At 62.9% G+C, this 17,539-nt stretch carries 15 protein-coding genes; all 15 read left to right on the top strand.

The annotated features are described in order from the left end of the window. Positions 1-606: an NADH-quinone oxidoreductase subunit C gene (locus C8D77_RS22375; protein WP_109667985.1), complete on the top strand. Its 606-nt coding sequence runs from the start codon at positions 1-3 to the stop codon at positions 604-606. A gap of 9 nt (positions 607-615) precedes the next feature. Continuing rightward, positions 616-1,806 (top strand): NADH-quinone oxidoreductase subunit D, encoded by a 1,191-nt coding sequence (locus C8D77_RS22370; RefSeq protein WP_109667984.1) that lies wholly within the window; start codon positions 616-618, stop codon positions 1,804-1,806. After that, the gene (locus C8D77_RS22365) at positions 1,807-3,087 is read left to right on the top strand and encodes an NADH-quinone oxidoreductase subunit E (protein WP_109667982.1); all 1,281 of its coding nucleotides are present in this window, start codon (positions 1,807-1,809) and stop codon (positions 3,085-3,087) included. Between the two features lie 10 nt (positions 3,088-3,097). Beyond that, positions 3,098-4,402, top strand: coding sequence for an NADH-quinone oxidoreductase subunit NuoF (gene nuoF / locus C8D77_RS22360; protein WP_109667979.1), 1,305 nt, complete (start codon positions 3,098-3,100; stop codon positions 4,400-4,402). Positions 4,403-4,528: 126 nt separating this feature from the next. Then, a complete protein-coding gene (locus C8D77_RS22355) occupies positions 4,529-5,224 on the top strand; it encodes an NADH-quinone oxidoreductase subunit E (protein ID WP_109667977.1) in 696 nt (231 codons plus the stop codon). Positions 5,225-5,297: 73 nt separating this feature from the next. Continuing rightward, a complete protein-coding gene (nuoG, locus tag C8D77_RS22350; protein WP_109667975.1) occupies positions 5,298-7,379 on the top strand; it encodes an NADH-quinone oxidoreductase subunit NuoG in 2,082 nt (693 codons plus the stop codon). 2 nt (positions 7,380-7,381) lie between these two features. Beyond that, a complete protein-coding gene (nuoH, locus tag C8D77_RS22345; protein ID WP_109667973.1) occupies positions 7,382-8,425 on the top strand; it encodes an NADH-quinone oxidoreductase subunit NuoH in 1,044 nt (347 codons plus the stop codon). Further along, positions 8,425-8,916, top strand: a complete 492-nt coding sequence (gene nuoI, locus C8D77_RS22340; protein WP_023812382.1) for an NADH-quinone oxidoreductase subunit NuoI — start codon at positions 8,425-8,427, stop codon at positions 8,914-8,916. Before nuoH ends, nuoI begins: the two co-directional genes overlap by 1 nt. A 124-nt stretch (positions 8,917-9,040) precedes the next feature. Continuing rightward, entirely contained in the window at positions 9,041-9,661 is a 621-nt protein-coding gene (locus C8D77_RS22335) for an NADH-quinone oxidoreductase subunit J (protein ID WP_109667971.1), read from the top strand. Between the two features lies 1 nt (position 9,662). Then, entirely contained in the window at positions 9,663-9,971 is a 309-nt protein-coding gene (nuoK, locus tag C8D77_RS22330) for an NADH-quinone oxidoreductase subunit NuoK (RefSeq protein ID WP_019858930.1), read from the top strand. A gap of 10 nt (positions 9,972-9,981) precedes the next feature. After that, on the top strand, positions 9,982-11,955 hold the full coding sequence (gene nuoL, locus C8D77_RS22325; RefSeq protein ID WP_109667968.1) for an NADH-quinone oxidoreductase subunit L: 1,974 nt from the start codon (positions 9,982-9,984) through the stop codon (positions 11,953-11,955). Further along, on the top strand, positions 11,955-13,460 hold the full coding sequence (locus C8D77_RS22320; protein WP_109667966.1) for an NADH-quinone oxidoreductase subunit M: 1,506 nt from the start codon (positions 11,955-11,957) through the stop codon (positions 13,458-13,460). The genes nuoL and C8D77_RS22320 overlap by 1 nt, the downstream gene beginning before the upstream one ends. 19 nt (positions 13,461-13,479) lie before the next feature. Next, positions 13,480-14,916, top strand: a complete 1,437-nt coding sequence (gene nuoN / locus C8D77_RS22315; protein WP_109667963.1) for an NADH-quinone oxidoreductase subunit NuoN — start codon at positions 13,480-13,482, stop codon at positions 14,914-14,916. A gap of 5 nt (positions 14,917-14,921) precedes the next feature. Beyond that, entirely contained in the window at positions 14,922-15,743 is an 822-nt protein-coding gene (locus C8D77_RS22310; protein ID WP_109667961.1) for a biotin--[acetyl-CoA-carboxylase] ligase, read from the top strand. 118 nt (positions 15,744-15,861) lie between these two features. Continuing rightward, positions 15,862-17,532 carry a ribonuclease J gene (locus C8D77_RS22305; RefSeq protein WP_109667959.1) on the top strand — a complete coding sequence of 557 codons (1,671 nt, stop codon included), beginning with the start codon at positions 15,862-15,864 and terminating at the stop codon, positions 17,530-17,532. Positions 17,533-17,539 lie beyond the last annotated feature (7 nt).

Raw genomic sequence — 17,539 nt, 5'->3', positions numbered from 1 at the left:
ATGACCGCATCCCTGAGCGAACTGTCGACCTATCTCGGCGAGAAGCTGATCGGCCGCGTGAACGAAGCTGATATCGCCTATGGCGAGCTTACCGTTCATGTCGAGCCGCGCGACCTGGTCGAGGTGATGACCTTCCTGCGCGACGATGCGCGCTGCCAATTCATCTCGATCATCGACGTCTGCGGTGCCGACTATCCGTCGCGGGCCAAGCGTTTCGACGTCGTCTATCACCTCCTGTCGCCGAAGCAGAACGTGCGCATTCGCGTCAAGGTGCAGGCCGACGAGGAAACCATGGTGCCGTCGATCACCGGTGTGTTCCCAGGCGCCGACTGGTTCGAGCGTGAGACCTACGATCTCTATGGCGTGCTGTTCTCGGGCCATCCCGATCTTCGCCGCCTGCTGACCGACTACGGTTTCGAAGGCCATCCTCTGCGCAAGGATTTCCCGCTGACCGGCTTTGTCGAGGTGCGTTACGACGACGAAGCCAAGCGCGTCATCTATGAGCCGGTCGAGCTGAAGCAGGAATTCCGCAATTTCGATTTTCTCTCGCCATGGGAAGGGACGGACTACGTCCTGCCCGGCGACGAAAAAGCCAAGACGAATTGAGGCGCCAGAATGGCTGAAACCTCCGTCCGCAACTTCAACATCAATTTCGGCCCGCAACACCCTGCAGCGCACGGCGTTTTGCGCCTCGTTCTGGAGCTGGACGGCGAAGTCGTCGATCGCGTCGATCCGCATATCGGGCTCTTGCATCGCGGCACCGAAAAGCTGATCGAAGCCAAAACCTATTTGCAGGCGATCCCTTACCTCGACCGGCTCGACTATTGCGCGCCGATGAATCAGGAGCACGCTTTCGCGCTCGCCGCCGAGCGCCTGCTGGGCATCGAAGTGCCGAAGCGCGGCCAGCTGATCCGCGTGCTTTACTGCGAAATCGGCCGCATCATGTCGCACATCCTCAATGTGACGACGCAGGCGATGGATGTCGGCGCGCTGACGCCGCCGCTGTGGGGCTTCGTCGAGCGCGAAAAGCTGATGGTGTTCTATGAGCGCGCCTCCGGTTCGCGCATGCATGCCGCCTATTTCCGCCCCGGTGGTGTCCATCAGGACCTGCCGCAGAAGCTTGTCGAGGATATCGGCAAGTGGATCGACCCGTTCCTGAAGTCGATCGACGACCTCGATCAGTTGCTGACCGGCAACCGCATCTTCAAGCAACGCAATGTCGACATCGGCACCGTTTCGCTGGCCGATGCCTGGGCCTGGGGTTTTTCGGGCGTCATGGTGCGTGGCTCGGGCGCTGCCTGGGACCTGCGCAAGTCGCAACCCTATGAATGCTATTCGGAAATGGATTTCGACATTCCGATCGGCAAGAACGGCGATTGCTTCGACCGTTACCTCGTGCGCATGGAAGAGATGCGCCAGTCGGCGAAGATCATGCGCCAGTGCGTCGACCTTCTGCTCGGCAAGGAAAGCACCGGCCCGGTGTCGAACCTCGACGGCAAGGTGGTGCCGCCGAAGCGCCAGGCGATGAAGCGCTCGATGGAAGCGCTGATCCATCACTTCAAGCTCTACACCGAGGGTTATCGCGTGCCGGCCGGCGAGGTCTATGCGGCGGTCGAAGCGCCGAAAGGCGAGTTCGGCGTCTATCTGGTCTCCGACGGCTCCAACAAGCCCTATCGCTGCAAGCTGCGCGCGCCCGGCTTCGCGCATCTGCAAGCGATGGATTTCCTCTGCCGCGGCCACATGCTGGCCGACGTCACCGCCGTTCTCGGCTCCCTCGACATCGTGTTTGGTGAGGTCGATCGCTAAATGTCAGTCCGCCGTCTCGCAGAAGCAAGCGCCCAGCCAGCATCCTTCGCCTTCAACCGGGCGAATGCCGCGGCTGCGAAGCAATGGATCAAGAAGTACCCGAAGGGCCGTGAGCAGTCGGCCATCATTCCGCTTCTGATGATCGCGCAGGAGCAGGAAGGCTGGGTGACGAAGGCGGCGATCGAGACGATCTCCGACATGCTCGGCATGCCCCGCATCCGCGGCCTAGAGGTCGCGACCTTCTATACGCAGTACCAGTTGAACCCGGTCGGCACGCGTGCGCATATCCAGGTCTGCGGCACCACGCCCTGCATGCTGCGCGGCTCGGAAGCGCTGATGGATGTGTGCCGGTCAAAGATCCATCACGACCAGTTCCACACCAACGACAAGGGCACGCTGTCGTGGGAAGAGGTCGAATGCCTTGGCGCTTGCGTCAACGCGCCGATGGTCATGATCTTTAAAGATACTTTCGAAGACCTCACCCCGGAACGGCTGGCCGAAATCATCGATCTCTACGGAGCCGGCAAGGGTGCTGAGGTCAAGCCCGGACCGCAGGACGGTCGCACCGGCTCGGAGCCGGCCTCCGGCCTCACGAGCCTGAAGAGCGAAAAGGCGATCCTCAAGTCGACCCGCGACAGGGAAGCCAGGGAGGCGGCCAAGGCCGCCAAAGCGGCGCCCGACGCGATCATCGCTGCGCCCGTTCCGGCACCGGCCGCTGCCCCTGTCGCACCGTCCAATGCCAGCAAGCCGAAGACCGATGCTCCCGAAACCAGCCCGGCCCTGAAGACACCGTCAAAGGCCAAGGTTGCGCCGGCTGCGGAAAAGGCGGCGAGCGTTTCGGCGCCGTTGCATTCGGCCGCCAATGCCAACAAGGCGGCGCCTGAGGTCGAGCAGGTTTCCAAGCAGCGCAATGGTCCGAAGACCAAGGCCGAGCCGGCAGCCGCTTTCAAGGCGCCGGAGACCAAGGCGCCAGCCGCGAAAGCTGCCAAGCCGTCGCTGGAAGACAAGAACCGTCCGGCCGGCATCGACAAACCGGCGCTGGTCGACGACCTCAAGCTGATCTCCGGCGTCGGGCCGAAGATCGAGGGCGTCCTGCATTCGCTCGGCATCTACACTTTCGCGCAGGTTGCGTCGTGGAAGAAGGCCGAGCGCGAGTGGGTGGACGGCTATCTCTCATTCCATGGCCGCATCGATCGCGACGATTGGGTCAAGCAGGCCAAGGCGCTCGCCAAGGGTGGCGTCGCCGAATACATCCGCGTCTTCGGCAAGAAGCCGGTCTGAGGGACGAAAAATGCTTCAGGACAAAGACCGCATCTTCACCAACATCTACGGCCTCTTCGACAAGTCGCTGGCCGGCGCGATGGCGCGTGGTGCCTGGGACAACACGCCCGGCATCGTTGCCAAGGGGCGTGAGTGGATCGTCAATGAGATGAAGGCGTCGGGCCTGCGCGGCCGTGGTGGCGCCGGCTTCCCGACGGGGCTCAAATGGTCGTTCATGCCCAAGCAGAGCGACGGCCGGCCGAGCTATCTCGTCATCAATGCCGACGAATCCGAGCCCGGCACCTGCAAGGACCGCGACATCCTGCGCAATGACCCGCACACTTTGGTCGAGGGTGCGCTGCTTGCCGGTTTCGCTATGGGCGCGATTGCCGCCTACATCTATGTGCGCGGCGAGTTCGTCCGTGAGCGCGAGGCGCTGCAGCGCGCCATCGACGAGGCCTATGAGGCCAAGCTGATCGGCAAGAACAATACGTCGGGCTATGATTTCGACATCTACATGCACCACGGCGCCGGCGCCTATATCTGCGGCGAGGAGACAGCACTCCTCGAAAGCCTCGAAGGCAAGAAGGGCCAGCCCAGGCTGAAGCCGCCATTCCCGGCCAATGTCGGCCTCTATGGCTGCCCGACCACCGTCAACAACGTCGAATCGATCGCGGTTGCGCCGACCATCCTGCGCCGCGGTGCAGCCTGGTTCTCGTCCTTCGGCCGGCCCAACAATGTCGGCACCAAGCTGTTTTGCATCTCCGGCCACGTCAACAATCCGTGCACGGTCGAAGAGGCGATGTCGATCCCGTTCCGCGAGCTGATCGAGACGCATTGCGGCGGCATTCGCGGCGGCTGGGACAATCTATTGGCGGTCATTCCGGGCGGCGCTTCGGTGCCGCTTGTGCCGGCCGAGCAGATCATCGACGCACCGATGGATTTCGACGCGCTGCGCGACCTCAAATCCGGCCTTGGCACGGCGGCTGTCATCGTCATGGACAAGTCGACCGATATCGTGAAGGCGATCGCGCGGCTTTCCTATTTCTACAAACATGAGAGCTGCGGCCAGTGCACGCCGTGCCGCGAAGGCACCGGCTGGATGTGGCGGGTGATGGAGCGGCTGGTGCGCGGCGAGGCGCAGAAGCGCGAGATCGACATGTTGCTCGACGTCACCAAACAGGTCGAAGGCCACACGATCTGCGCGCTGGGCGACGCGGCGGCTTGGCCGATCCAGGGCCTGATGCGGCATTTCCGCGGCGAGGTGGAGCGGCGCATCGACGAGTTTTCGCGCAATGCGCACCGAGCCGAGCCGGTGATGGTGGCGGCGGAATAGAAGAATTTCTGAATGCGGGCGAAAACCCGAAGCGAAATACGGGCAAGTGCCCGATTTGAAATACGGGCAAGGGCCCGATTTGAGACAACCGGGGCGGGCGAACGAAAAAACGACCAGGAGAACTCTATGGCGCCGTATTCGACACCCAACCCGCTGATGCCCAATTTGGACCAGATCGAGAAGATGAACCAGGACTTGACCAGGATGATGCCGAAGGAGATGGCCAGCGCCGTCAACCTTCTCGTGCATCCTGTGGCGGGTGCGGCGGCGATGTCGGCGCTTGGCCTTGGGCTCGCCAACCACGCTTTCGGCGTCTGGCTGGGCGCGCTTTCGGGAGCGGCCGAAGCTTCGCAACGGCTGTTGCAGCCGATCGTCGATGATTTCGAGGCGCGCGTCGCGCAGTTCGACGACCCGAATTCTTCCTCCACCAAGGCGCGGGCGACGGCGAAAACCATGATTGCCGAGGCGCAGTCCTTCGCCCAGGAAGTCACCGATATTGCCGCCAAGGAAGCCGCTACTGCCGTGCCGGCCGCAAATGCCGTTCCGGCAACGGGCGACTCCGGCCATGTGCTGATGCCCGAGGATTTCAGGCAGCCAGAGGCTATGGAAAAGCCCGCCGAGCCGGCGGATCTCAAGGCTATATCGGGCATCGGGCCCAAGCTTGAAAAAGTTCTCAACGGCTTGGGCATCTGGACGTATGGCCAGATCGCGGCATGGACGCCGCAAGAGGTTGCCTGGGTCGAGGATTATCTGTCGCTCACCGGCCGCATAAGTCGCGACGATTGGACAGCCCAAGCGGCGGCGCTCGCCGTCAAGAAGTGAATGAAATGCCGGGTCCGGTTTCGACCGTGCCCGGAACAAGAGATTGCGGGAACTCCGCAGGGGTTTGAGGCGAATGGCAAAGCTCAAGGTCGACGGGAAAGAGATCACTGTACCCGACCACTACACGCTGCTGCAGGCGGCGGAAGACGCTGGCGCGGAAGTGCCGCGCTTCTGCTTCCATGAGCGGCTGTCGATCGCCGGCAATTGCCGCATGTGCCTGATCGAGGTGAAGGGGGGGCCGCCCAAGCCGCAGGCTTCCTGCGCCATGAACGTGCGCGACCTGCGTCCGGGGCCGAATGGCGAGGCGCCGGAAATCTTCACCAACACGCCGATGGTCAAGAAGGCCAGGGAAGGCGTGATGGAGTTCCTGCTGATCAACCATCCGCTGGATTGCCCTATCTGCGACCAGGGCGGCGAATGCGACCTGCAGGACCAGGCGATGGCCTTCGGTGTCGATTCCTCGCGCTATCATGAGAACAAGCGCGCGGTCGAAGACAAATATATCGGACCGCTGGTCAAGACGGTGATGAACCGCTGCATCCATTGCACGCGCTGCGTCCGCTTCACCACGGAAGTCGCCGGCATTTCCGAGCTTGGCCTGATCGGCCGTGGCGAGGATGCCGAGATCACCACCTATCTCGAACAGGCGATGACCTCGGAGCTGCAGGGCAATGTCATCGACCTTTGCCCGGTCGGCGCGCTGACCTCAAAACCCTTCGCCTTCCAGGCGCGGCCGTGGGAGCTGACCAAGACCGAATCCATCGACGTGATGGATGCGGTCGGCTCGGCGATCCGCGTCGACAGCCGAGGGCGCGAAGTGATGCGCATCCTGCCGCGCGTCAACGAAGCGGTGAACGAGGAGTGGATTTCCGACAAGACCCGCTTCATCTGGGACGGCCTGCGCACGCAGCGCCTCGACCGCCCCTATGTGCGCAAGGACGGCAAGCTGGTTCCCGCCAGCTGGGCCGAAGCCTTTGCCGCGATCAAGGACGCGGTTTCGAAGGCGGCACCCGAAAAGATCGGCGCCATTGCCGGTGACCTGGCCGCCGTTGAAGAAATCTATGCGCTCAAGCTGCTGATGGCCTCGCTCGGCTCGAAGAATACCGACTGCCGCCAGGATGGCGCCGCACTCGATCCGGCGCTCGGCCGGGCGAGCTACATCTTCAATCCGACCATCGAAGGCATCGAGCAGGCCGACGCGGTGCTGATCATCGGCGCCAACCCGCGCTATGAAGCCTCGGTGCTCAACGCCCGCATCCGCAAGCGCTGGCGGATCGGCAATCTGCCGGTCGGCGTGATCGGCGATGTCGGTGACACGCGCTATGACTATGAACAGCTGGGCGCCGGACCGGATTCGCTGAAGGATCTGGCCGACGGCAATGGCACGTTCTTCCAAGTGCTGAAGAAGGCGACGCATCCGCTGATCATCGTCGGCCAGGGCGCGCTGGCGCGCGCCGATGGCGCAGCCGTGCTCGGCCAGGCGGCCAAGCTCGCCGCCGCTGTCAACGCTGCTCGCGCGGACTGGAACGGCTTTGCCGTGCTGCACAATGCGGCCGGACGTGTCGGCGGTCTCGATCTCGGCTTCGTGCCGGGCGAGGGTGGCAAGAGCGTTGCCGGCATGCTGGGCGAAATGGAGCTGCTGTTCCTGCTCGGCGCCGACGAGATCGACATGGCCAAGACCGGCGGCGCCTTCGTCGTCTATATCGGCACGCATGGCGACCAGGGCGCGCACCGCGCCAACGTCATCCTGCCGGCGGCTGCCTACACCGAAAAATCGGCCACCTATGTCAACACGGAAGGCCGTGTGCAGCAGACCAACCGCGCCGGCTTCGCGCCGGGCGATGCGCGCGAGGACTGGGCGATCCTGCGGGCCCTGTCGGATGTGCTGGGCAAGAAACTGCCGTTCGATTCGCTGCCGCAGCTGCGCGCCAAGCTTTACGGCGAATACCCGCATCTGGCCCGCATCGATCAGGTCGCTGCCGGCAATGCCGAGGACATCGCCAAGGTGGCGAAGCTCGGCGGACGGCTGAACAAGGGAACGTTCACCTCGCCCGTCACGGATTTCTACCTGACCAACCCGATCGCGCGGGCATCGGCCGTGATGGCGGAATGCTCGGCACTGGCCAAGAGCGGCTTCAAGCAGGCGGCGGAATAAGCATGGACACTTTCTTCTCCTTCTACGTGCTGCCGGCGCTGCTGATCCTCTTGAAGTCAGTCGTGCTGATCGTCGTTCTGCTGATCTTCGTCGCTTACATCCTCTACGCCGACCGCAAGATCTGGGCGGCGGTGCAGCTGCGCCGTGGTCCGAACGTCGTTGGCCCCTGGGGCACGTTGCAGGCTTTCGCCGATCTGCTGAAATTCGTCTTCAAGGAACCGATCATTCCGTCGGGCGCCAACAAGGGCGTCTTCCTGCTGGCGCCGCTGGTGTCGGCGGTGCTGGCGATCTCGGCCTGGGCGGTCATTCCGGTCGATCAGGGCTGGGCGATCGCCAACGTCAATGTCGGCATCCTCTATGTCTTCGCCATCTCCTCGCTCGAGGTCTATGGCGTGATCATGGGCGGCTGGGCGTCCAACTCGAAATATCCGTTCCTCGGCGCGCTGCGTTCGGCGGCTCAGATGGTGTCCTACGAAGTCTCGATCGGCTTCGTCATCGTCACCGTTCTGCTCACCGCCGGTTCGCTCAACCTGTCCGACATCGTGCTGTCGCAGCATGACGGAATTGGTACGCGGCTTGGCTTGCCCAATACGTTCCTCGACTGGAACTGGCTGGCACTGTTTCCGATGTTCATCATCTTCTTCATCTCGGCCCTGGCCGAGACGAACCGGCCGCCCTTCGATCTGGTGGAAGCCGAATCGGAACTGGTCGCCGGCCACATGGTCGAATACTCGTCGACGCCGTTCCTGCTGTTCTTCCTCGGCGAGTATGTCGCCATCGTGCTGATGTGCGCGCTGGCCACCATCCTGTTCCTCGGCGGCTGGCTGCCGCCCTTCGACTTCGCGCCGTTCACCTGGGTGCCGGGCGTCATCTGGTTCGTGCTGAAAGTCTGCTTCGTCTTCTTCGGCATCTCCATGGTGAAGGCCTTCGTGCCGCGCTACCGTTACGACCAGCTGATGCGGCTCGGCTGGAAGGTGTTCCTGCCGATCTCGCTGTTCATGGTGGTCGCCACCGCCGCCTTCCTCAAGATCACGGGGTTTGCGTGATGTCCGCTCTTTCCCAAGCCGCAAAATCGCTGCTGCTGCAGGATTTCGTCAGCGCCTTCTTCCTGTCGATGCGCCAGTTCTTCGCGCCGAAGGAGACGATCAACTATCCGCACGAGAAGGGGCCGACCAGCCCGCGCTTCCGGGGCGAGCACGCTTTGCGCCGCTATCCCAATGGCGAGGAACGCTGCATCGCCTGCAAATTGTGCGAGGCGATCTGCCCGGCGCAGGCCATCACCATCGAGGCCGGCCCGCGCCGCAATGACGGCACGCGCCGTACTGTGCGTTACGACATCGACATGGTGAAGTGCATCTATTGCGGCTTCTGCCAGGAGGCCTGCCCGGTCGACGCCATCGTCGAGGGGCCGAATTTCGAATTCGCGACGGAGACGCGCGAGGAACTCTACTACGACAAGGACAAGCTGTTGGCGAATGGCGACCGGTGGGAGCGCGAACTGGCGCGCAACATCTCGCTGGACTCGCCGTACCGCTGATATTTGACGCATGGACGGGGCGAGGGGCCTCGTCTAAGGAAACACGCAACTTGCCGACCGGAGGCGGTCGCAAAAATCGAACAGGACGAACGTCCTGTTTCGGACAGGAACCCGGGGGAACCCCATGTTGAGTGGACTAGAGGCGGCCTTTTTCTACCTCTTCGCCTTTGTCGCGGTGGCGTCGGCGTTCATGGTCATTTCGTCGCGCAACCCCGTGCATTCGGTGCTGTTCCTGATCCTGACCTTCTTCAACGCCGCCGGCCTGTTCATGCTGACCGGGGCCGAGTTCCTGGCGATGATCCTGCTCGTCGTCTATGTCGGCGCGGTGATGGTGCTTTTCCTGTTCGTCGTCATGATGCTCGACGTCGATTTCGCCGAGATGAAGGAAGGCGCCCTGCAATATGCACCGATCGGCGCGCTGGTCGGGCTGATCCTGGCGGCGGAGCTGATCGTCGTGCTCGGCGGCTACACATTTGCGCCGCAACTCGCCTCGACGGTTTCGAAACCCATCCCGGATCTCGCCACGCGGACAAATACGGCCGCACTCGGCGACATCCTCTATACGGACTACCTCTACTACTTCCAGATTTCGGGCCTCGTGCTGCTGGTCGCCATGATCGGCGCCATCGTGCTGACGCTGCGCCATAAACCAGGTGTCAAGCGGCAGTCGATCGCGGCCCAGGTCGGCCGCACATCGGCGACCGGCATGGAAATTCGCAAGGTCAAGACAGGCGAGGGGCTCTGAGATGGTTGTCGGCATCGCGCATTATCTGACCGTATCGGCGATCCTGTTCACGCTCGGCGTGTTCGGCATCTTCCTCAACCGCAAGAACGTCATCGTCATCCTGATGTCGGTCGAGCTGATCCTGCTGGCGGTCAACATCAACTTCGTCGCCTTTTCGGCAGCACTCGGCGATCTGGTCGGCCAGGTGTTCGCGCTGTTCGTGCTGACGGTCGCGGCGGCGGAAGCCGCCATCGGACTTGCCATTCTCGTCGTCTTCTTCCGCAACCGCGGCTCGATCGCGGTCGAAGACGTGAACATGATGAAGGGTTGACGGAACCACCATGTATCAGGCCATCGTCTTCCTTCCCCTGCTCGGCTTCCTGATCGTCGGCCTGTTCGGCACGTCGCTCGGCGCCAAGGCGTCCGAATACATCACCTCCGGTTTCCTGGTGATCGCGGCGGTGTTGTCGTGGGTCGCTTTCTTCACCGTCGGCTTCGGCCATGGCGAGGTGTTCACCGTGCCGGTGATGCGCTGGATCCAGTCAGGCGGACTGGAAGCATCCTGGGCGCTGCGGATCGACACGCTGACGGTGGTGATGCTGGTGGTGGTCAACACCGTGTCGGCGCTGGTTCACATCTATTCGATCGGCTACATGCACCACGATCCGAACCGGCCGCGCTTCTTCGCCTATTTGTCGCTGTTCACCTTCGCCATGCTGATGCTGGTGACGGCCGACAATCTGGTGCAGATGTTCTTCGGCTGGGAAGGGGTCGGTCTCGCCTCCTACCTGCTGATCGGTTTCTGGTACAAGAAGCCGTCGGCCAATGCCGCGGCAATAAAGGCCTTCGTCGTCAACCGCGTCGGCGACTTCGGCTTCGCGCTCGGCATCTTCGGCCTGTTCGTGCTGTTCGGCTCGGTCAATCTCGGCACCATCTTCGCCAATGCGGCGACGTTCATTCCGGCCGAAGGCGCGCCACAGGGCGCCGCGGTCCTGACCTTCCTTGGGCATGCGCTGGACAAGCAGTCGGCCATGACGATCGTCTGCCTTCTGCTGTTCATGGGCGCCATGGGCAAGTCGGCGCAGGTGCCGCTGCACACCTGGCTGCCGGACGCCATGGAAGGCCCGACGCCGGTTTCCGCACTGATCCATGCCGCCACCATGGTAACGGCCGGTGTGTTCATGCTGGCGCGGCTGTCGCCGCTGTTCGAGCTGTCGCATTCGGCGCTGACGGTCGTGACCTTCATCGGCGCCTTCACCGCATTCTTCGCGGCCACGGTCGGTCTCGTGCAGAACGACATCAAGCGCGTCATCGCCTATTCGACCTGCTCGCAGCTCGGCTACATGTTCGTGGCGCTCGGCGTCGGCGCCTATGGCGCGGCGATCTTCCACCTGTTCACGCATGCCTTCTTCAAGGCCCTGCTGTTCCTCGGCTCTGGCTCGGTCATCCATGCCGTCTCCGACGAGCAGGACATGCGCAAGATGGGCGGACTGCGCAAGCTGATCCCGACCACCTACTGGATGATGGTCATCGGCACGCTGGCGTTGACCGGCGTCGGCATCCCGGTGACGGTCATCGGCACCGCCGGCTTCTTCTCCAAGGACGCCATCATCGAAAGCGCCTTTGCCGGCCACAATTCAGTTGCCGGCTTCGCCTTCATATTGCTCGTCATCGCCGCCTGCTTCACCTCCTTCTACTCCTGGCGGCTGATTTTCATGACTTTCCACGGCAAGCCGCGGGCGAGCCATGAGGTGATGCACCATGTCCATGAATCGCCGCCGGTGATGCTGGTGCCGCTGTTCATCCTGGCCGCCGGCGCACTGTTTGCCGGCATCATCTTCCACGGCGCTTTCATCGGCGAGGGCTATGCCGAGTTCTGGAAGGCGTCGCTGTTCACGCTGCCGGAAAACCACATCCTGCACGAGATCCACGAACTGCCGCTGTGGGTCGAGCTGTCGCCCTTCATCGCCATGCTGATCGGCTTCGCGCTGGCCTGGAAATTCTACATCCGCTCGCCGGAAATGCCGGTCAATCTGGCAGCACACCATCGCGGACTCTACGCCTTCCTGCTCAACAAGTGGTATTTCGACGAGCTCTACGATTTCCTGTTCGTGCGGCCTGCCAAGCGCCTCGGCCATTTCCTGTGGAAGACCGGCGACGGCACCATCATCGACGGGCTTGGCCCTGATGGCATTTCGGCGCGCGTCGTCGATGTCACCAACCGCGTCGTCAAGCTGCAGACCGGCTACCTCTACCATTATGCCTTCGCCATGCTGATCGGCGTTGCCGCACTCGTCACCTGGATGATGCTCTGATGACCGCCTGGCCAATCCTCTCGCTGGTCACCTTCCTGCCGTTGGTTGGTGTGCTGCTTATCTTGTTCATCAACGATGACAGCGAAAACGCACGCCGCAACATCCGCGCCATCGCGCTGTTGACGACGACGTTCACGTTCATCATCTCGGTGTTCATCTGGACCGGCTTCGACAATTCGCAGGCCGGCTTCCAGTTCGTCGAGAAGGTGGCCTGGCTCGACTCCGGCATCTCCTACCATATGGGCGTCGACGGCATCTCCATGCTGTTCGTCATCCTGACGACCTTCCTGATGCCGCTCTGCATCCTGGCGTCGTGGGAATCGATCGAGAAGCGCGTCAAGGCCTACATGATCGCCTTCCTGCTGCTCGAAACGTTGATGATCGGCGTGTTCTGCGCACTCGATATCGTGCTGTTCTACGTCTTCTTCGAAGCCGGCCTGATCCCGATGTTCATCATCATCGGCGTCTGGGGCGGCAAGCGGCGCGTCTACGCCTCGTTCAAGTTCTTCCTCTACACGCTGGCCGGCTCGGTGCTGATGCTGCTCGCCATCATGGCGATGTTCTACCAGTCCGGCACGACCGACATCCCGACGCTTCTGACGCACAACTTCCCGGCCAACATGCAGACCTGGCTATGGCTTGCCTTCTTCGCGTCCTTCGCGGTGAAGATGCCGATGTGGCCGGTGCACACCTGGTTGCCCGACGCGCACGTTGAAGCGCCGACGGCAGGTTCGGTGATCCTGGCCGCCATCCTGCTAAAGATGGGCGGGTACGGCTTCCTGCGTTTCTCCTTGCCGATGTTCCCGCTGGCGTCCGAAATGTTCGCGCCGCTGATCTTCGCGCTCTCGGTCATCGCCATCATCTACACCTCGCTGGTGGCGCTGATGCAGGAGGACATGAAGAAGCTGATCGCCTATTCGTCGGTGGCCCATATGGGCTTCGTCACCATGGGCATCTTCGCCATGAACCAGGAAGGCGTGCAGGGCGCGATCTTCCAGATGCTCAGCCACGGCCTCGTCTCCGGCGCGCTGTTCCTGTGCGTCGGCGTCATCTACGACCGCATGCACACACGCGAAATCGCGGCCTATGGCGGCTTGGTCAACAACATGCCGAAATACGCCACCGTGTTCATGATCTTCACCATGGCCAATGTCGGCCTGCCCGGCACCAGCGGTTTCGTCGGCGAGTTCCTGACCATGCTCGGCGTGTTCCGGGTCAACACCTGGGTGGCGTTCTTCGCCGCCACCGGCGTCATCCTGTCGGCTGCCTACGCGCTCTGGCTCTATCGCCGGGTGATCTTCGGCGCGCTGACCAAGGACAGCCTGAAGGGCCTGCTCGACCTGTCGCCGCGCGAGAAGCTGATCATCTACCCGCTGGTCGTGCTGGTCATCTTCTTCGGCGTCTATCCCGCACCCGTCTTCGACGCGACGGCCGAATCGGTCAAGTCGCTCGTCACCAATGTCACTGCATCCATCGGCGCCGCGCAGACCGCGGCGGCGAATTAACCCAAGGGTTTTGCGAACCATGACGCCGGACCTTCTCTCCAGCCTGTCGCTCTCGACGCCAGAGCTGATCCTTGCCGTCGGCGCGCTGGCGCTGCTGATGGTCGGCGCCTATTCGCGCGCCAACACCGCCAACACGGTGACCGGCCTTGCCGTCGCCGTGCTGGTCGTCGCGGGCGCCTGGCTGATCTTCCAAACCGGGCAGGGCAGCGCCTATGGCAACGCCTTCATCCAGGATTCCTTTGCCCGCTTCATGAAGGTGCTGGCGCTGGTCGGCTCGGCGGTGACGCTGGCGATGTCGATGCGCTTCGCCAAGGCGGAGCATTTCGACAAGTTCGAATATCCCGTATTGGTGCTGCTCAGCACGCTCGGCATGATGCTGATGATCTCGGCCAACAGCATGATCGGGCTCTATCTCGGCCTCGAACTGCAGTCGCTGGCGATCTACGTGCTGTGCGCGATTAATCGCGACAATCTGCGTTCGACCGAGGCTGGCCTCAAATATTTCGTTCTCGGTGCGTTGTCGTCGGGCATGCTGCTCTATGGCATCAGCCTGGTCTACGGCTACACTGGCAACACCGGCTTCCAGGAGATCGCTACGGCGCTCGGCAGCGGCGAGCGCCAGCTTGGCCTCGTCTTCGGTCTCGTCTTCGTGTTGGCCGGCCTTGCCTTCAAGATCTCGGCGGTGCCGTTCCACATGTGGACGCCCGACGTCTACGAGGGCGCGCCGACGCCAGTGACGGCCTTCCTGGCGGCGGCACCCAAGATGGCGGCGATGGCGCTGATGGTGCGTGTCACCATGGGCGCGTTCAAGCCGATCGCCTCCGACTGGCAGCAGATCATCGTCTTCATCTCGATCGCCTCGATGGCGCTGGGCGCCTTCGCGGCCATCGGCCAGACCAACATCAAGCGACTGATGGCCTATTCCTCGATCGGCCATATGGGCTACGCGCTGGTCGGCCTTGCCGCCAACAGCCAGGCCGGCGTGCGCGGCGTTGCCATCTACATGCTGATCTATCTGGTGATGACGCTCGGCACCTTCGCCTTCATCCTCGCCATGCGGCGCAAGGACGGCAATGTCGAGCAGATCAGCGATCTGGCCGGCCTGTCGTCGACCAATCCAATCATGGCGACGATCCTGACCATCCTGATGTTCTCGCTGGCAGGCATCCCGCCGCTCGCCGGCTTCTGGGGGAAATGGTACGTCTTCCTCGCCGCCATCAACGCCAATCTCTACGCGCTGGCGATCATCGGCGTGCTGGCCTCGGTGGTGGGCGCCTATTATTACCTGCGCATCATCAAGATCATGTGGTTCGACGAACCGGTCGGTGGCTTTGTGCCGATGGCGACGGAATTGCGTGTCGTGCTCGGCGTCTCCGGCGCCTTCGTGCTGTTTTATGTGCTGATCGGCGGACCGATCGGCACCTATGCCGAAGCCGCCGCCAAGACGTTTTTCTAGACGGCATGGCGTTTCGGCTGGCTCCAACCTCGGCGTCGGAAGGGTTCCGGCTCGAGGCGCATGACAGCGTCGGCTCCACCAATGCGCTGGCGCTGGATCACGCCAGGGCAGGTGACCCGGGCAAATTGTGGGTCGTTTCCAAGAAGCAGGAAAGCGGGCGTGGCCGGCGCGGCCGTGTCTGGGCGACGCCCGAGGGCAACCTCGCGGCGACGCTGCTCGTCATCACCAAGGCAGAGCTTCGCCTTGCCGCAACGCTGGGCTTCGTCGCCGGGCTGGCGCTGGCCGATGCGCTCGACGCCGTGGTGCCAAAGGGCCGGATCGCCATCGGCCTCGACGGCGCCAGTGAAGGCAAAAACCGTTTCGAGTTGAAATGGCCGAATGACGTGCTTGCGTCGGGCGCCAAGCTGGCCGGTATCCTGCTGGAATCGGCGATCCTGGAAGGCGGCCGTTTCGCGGTGGCGGTCGGCATCGGCGTCAATGTGGTGGCATACCCTGAGGATTTGCCTTATCCCGCAACATCCTTGCGCGCGCTGGGTGCGGCATGCGATGCGGAGACACTGTTCCTGGCGCTGTCGGATGCCTGGAGGGAGAATGCCCGGTTGTGGGATGAGGGGCGCGGACTTGCCGCCGTCAGGCGGCGGTGGTTGGCTCGCGCGGCGGGGCTCGGCGGCGAGGTTGCTGTCAGGATTGACGGTAATGTGGTGCGTGGGGTGTTTGAAACCATTGACGAGGACTGCCGTTTCGTGATCCGCGACGATGAAGGTTCGGTTCTGACGATCGCCGCCGGCGACGTGCATTTCGGCGCGGTCGCTTCGGCCAGGGCCTAGAGCCGTTCGTGAACGGCTCTAAGTGTTTGTTTTTGCGCAATTCCTGTGGGAAAACCGTTAGACGCTTTTCCTGGAATTGCTTTATGGACTTGGCCTGAGGGCCAGGAAGGGAAAAATCATGGCGAAAGCGGAAAACGCCGAACTCGTCTTCGTGCCGCTCGGCGGCGTCGGCGAGATCGGCATGAACTTCGCTCTTTACGGCTACGGCCCGCCCAGTGCGCGCGAATGGATCGTCATCGATGTCGGTGTGACCTTCCCCGATGCCAGCCTGCCCGGCGTCGACCTGGTGCTGCCCGACACGCGCTTCATCGAGGAGAACCTCGCCAATCTGCGCGGCATCATCATCACCCATGCGCATGAAGACCACTACGGCGCGCTGCTCGACACCTGGCCGAAGCTGAAGGCGCCGGTCTGGATGACGCCGTTCAGCGCCGGCTTGCTCGAAGCCAAGCGACAAGGCGAGCAAGGTGCGCCGAAAATACCGGTCACGATCTACAAAGCGGGGGAGAAATTCACCGTCGGCCCCTTTGAGATCGAAGCCATTCCGGTGGCGCACTCGATCCCCGAGCCGATGTCGCTGGCGATCACCTCGCCGGCCGGCACCGTCATCCACACCGGTGATTGGAAGATCGACCCGGAGCCGACGATCGGGCCGAAGACCGACGAGGCGCGTTTCCGCGCCTATGGTGACAAGGGCGTCCTGGCGCTGATCTGCGATTCGACCAATGCGCTGCGCGAAGGCGAGTCGCCTTCGGAAGTGGCCGTGGGCGAGGGCCTCAAGGGCGTCATCCAGGCTGCCAAGGGTCGCGTCGCCGTCACCACGTTTTCCTCCAATGTCGGACGCATCGTCTCCATCGCCAGGGCGGCACGCGATGCCGGTCGCCAGTGCCTGGTGCTCGGCCGCTCGCTGAAGCGGGTCATCGATGTGGCTGGCGAACTCGGCTACATGGACGGTCTGCCCGAGTTCATCGCCGAGGAGGATTTTGGCTTCATCCCGCGCGAAAACCTGGTCATCATCTGCACCGGCAGCCAGGGCGAACCGCTTGCCGCACTGGCCAAGCTGTCGCGCGAAGAGATGAAGTCGGTGTCGCTGACAGCCGGCGACACGGTGGTGTTTTCCTCGCGCACGATTCCGGGCAACGAGAAGGCGATCCTCGAGATCAAGAACCGCCTCATCGATCTCGGCGTCAAGATCATCGAGGACGGCGACGCGCTGGTGCATGTTTCCGGCCATCCGCGGCGCAGCGAATTGCGCAAGATGTATGAATGGGTGCGCCCGCAGATCGGCGTTCCCGTGCATGGCGAGGCGGCGCATCTGGTGGCGCAGGGATCGCTGATGTCGACATCGGGCATTGGCCAGGTGGCGCAGGTGCGCGACGGCGACATGCTGCGGCTCGCTCCCGGCCCTGCCACCATCATCGACCAGGTGCCGTTCGGCCGCGTCTACAAGGATGGCAGACTGATCGGCACCGATCAGGCGATGGGCATCCGCGACCGGCGCAAACTGTCCTTTGCCGGCCATGTCGCGGTCAATGTCGTGCTCGACGACAAATATGAACTTGCCGGAGACCCCGATCTGGTCGCCATCGGCGTCGCCGAGGCCGATGGCCGTGGCGAGACGCTGGAAGATTTGATGATCGATGCGGCAATCGGCGCGGTGGACTCGATCCCCCGCCAGCGCCGAAAAGACCTCGACATGGTGCAAGAGGCTGTACGGCGCGCCGTACGCGGCGCCGCCAACGAAGCCTGGGGCAAGAAACCGCTGGTGACGGTGTTCGTTACCCGGTGAGGATGGC

Source organism: Mesorhizobium loti, assembly GCF_003148495.1.
GTDB classification, from domain to species: Bacteria; Pseudomonadota; Alphaproteobacteria; order Rhizobiales; family Rhizobiaceae; genus Mesorhizobium; species Mesorhizobium loti.
The sequence above is the reverse complement of the archived record's forward strand: the minus strand, read 5'-3'. Positions and strand labels throughout refer to the sequence as shown.

Excerpts from the sequence above, each read along its gene's own strand:
- nuoN (WP_109667963.1), top strand. The coding sequence starts at position 13,480 with ATGACGCCGGACCTTCTCTCCAGCCTGTCGCTCTCGACGCCAGAGCTG.
- C8D77_RS22310 (WP_109667961.1), top strand. The coding sequence starts at position 14,922 with ATGGCGTTTCGGCTGGCTCCAACCTCGGCGTCGGAAGGGTTCCGGCTC.
- C8D77_RS22320 (WP_109667966.1), top strand. The coding sequence starts at position 11,955 with ATGACCGCCTGGCCAATCCTCTCGCTGGTCACCTTCCTGCCGTTGGTT.
- nuoH (WP_109667973.1), top strand. The coding sequence starts at position 7,382 with ATGGACACTTTCTTCTCCTTCTACGTGCTGCCGGCGCTGCTGATCCTC.
- C8D77_RS22365 (WP_109667982.1), top strand. The coding sequence starts at position 1,807 with ATGTCAGTCCGCCGTCTCGCAGAAGCAAGCGCCCAGCCAGCATCCTTC.
- nuoL (WP_109667968.1), top strand. The coding sequence starts at position 9,982 with ATGTATCAGGCCATCGTCTTCCTTCCCCTGCTCGGCTTCCTGATCGTC.
- nuoG (WP_109667975.1), top strand. The coding sequence starts at position 5,298 with ATGGCAAAGCTCAAGGTCGACGGGAAAGAGATCACTGTACCCGACCAC.
- C8D77_RS22305 (WP_109667959.1), top strand. The coding sequence starts at position 15,862 with ATGGCGAAAGCGGAAAACGCCGAACTCGTCTTCGTGCCGCTCGGCGGC.
- C8D77_RS22375 (WP_109667985.1), top strand. The coding sequence starts at position 1 with ATGACCGCATCCCTGAGCGAACTGTCGACCTATCTCGGCGAGAAGCTG.
- nuoK (WP_019858930.1), top strand. The coding sequence starts at position 9,663 with ATGGTTGTCGGCATCGCGCATTATCTGACCGTATCGGCGATCCTGTTC.
- C8D77_RS22370 (WP_109667984.1), top strand. The coding sequence starts at position 616 with ATGGCTGAAACCTCCGTCCGCAACTTCAACATCAATTTCGGCCCGCAA.
- nuoI (WP_023812382.1), top strand. The coding sequence starts at position 8,425 with ATGTCCGCTCTTTCCCAAGCCGCAAAATCGCTGCTGCTGCAGGATTTC.
- C8D77_RS22355 (WP_109667977.1), top strand. The coding sequence starts at position 4,529 with ATGGCGCCGTATTCGACACCCAACCCGCTGATGCCCAATTTGGACCAG.
- C8D77_RS22335 (WP_109667971.1), top strand. The coding sequence starts at position 9,041 with ATGTTGAGTGGACTAGAGGCGGCCTTTTTCTACCTCTTCGCCTTTGTC.
- nuoF (WP_109667979.1), top strand. The coding sequence starts at position 3,098 with ATGCTTCAGGACAAAGACCGCATCTTCACCAACATCTACGGCCTCTTC.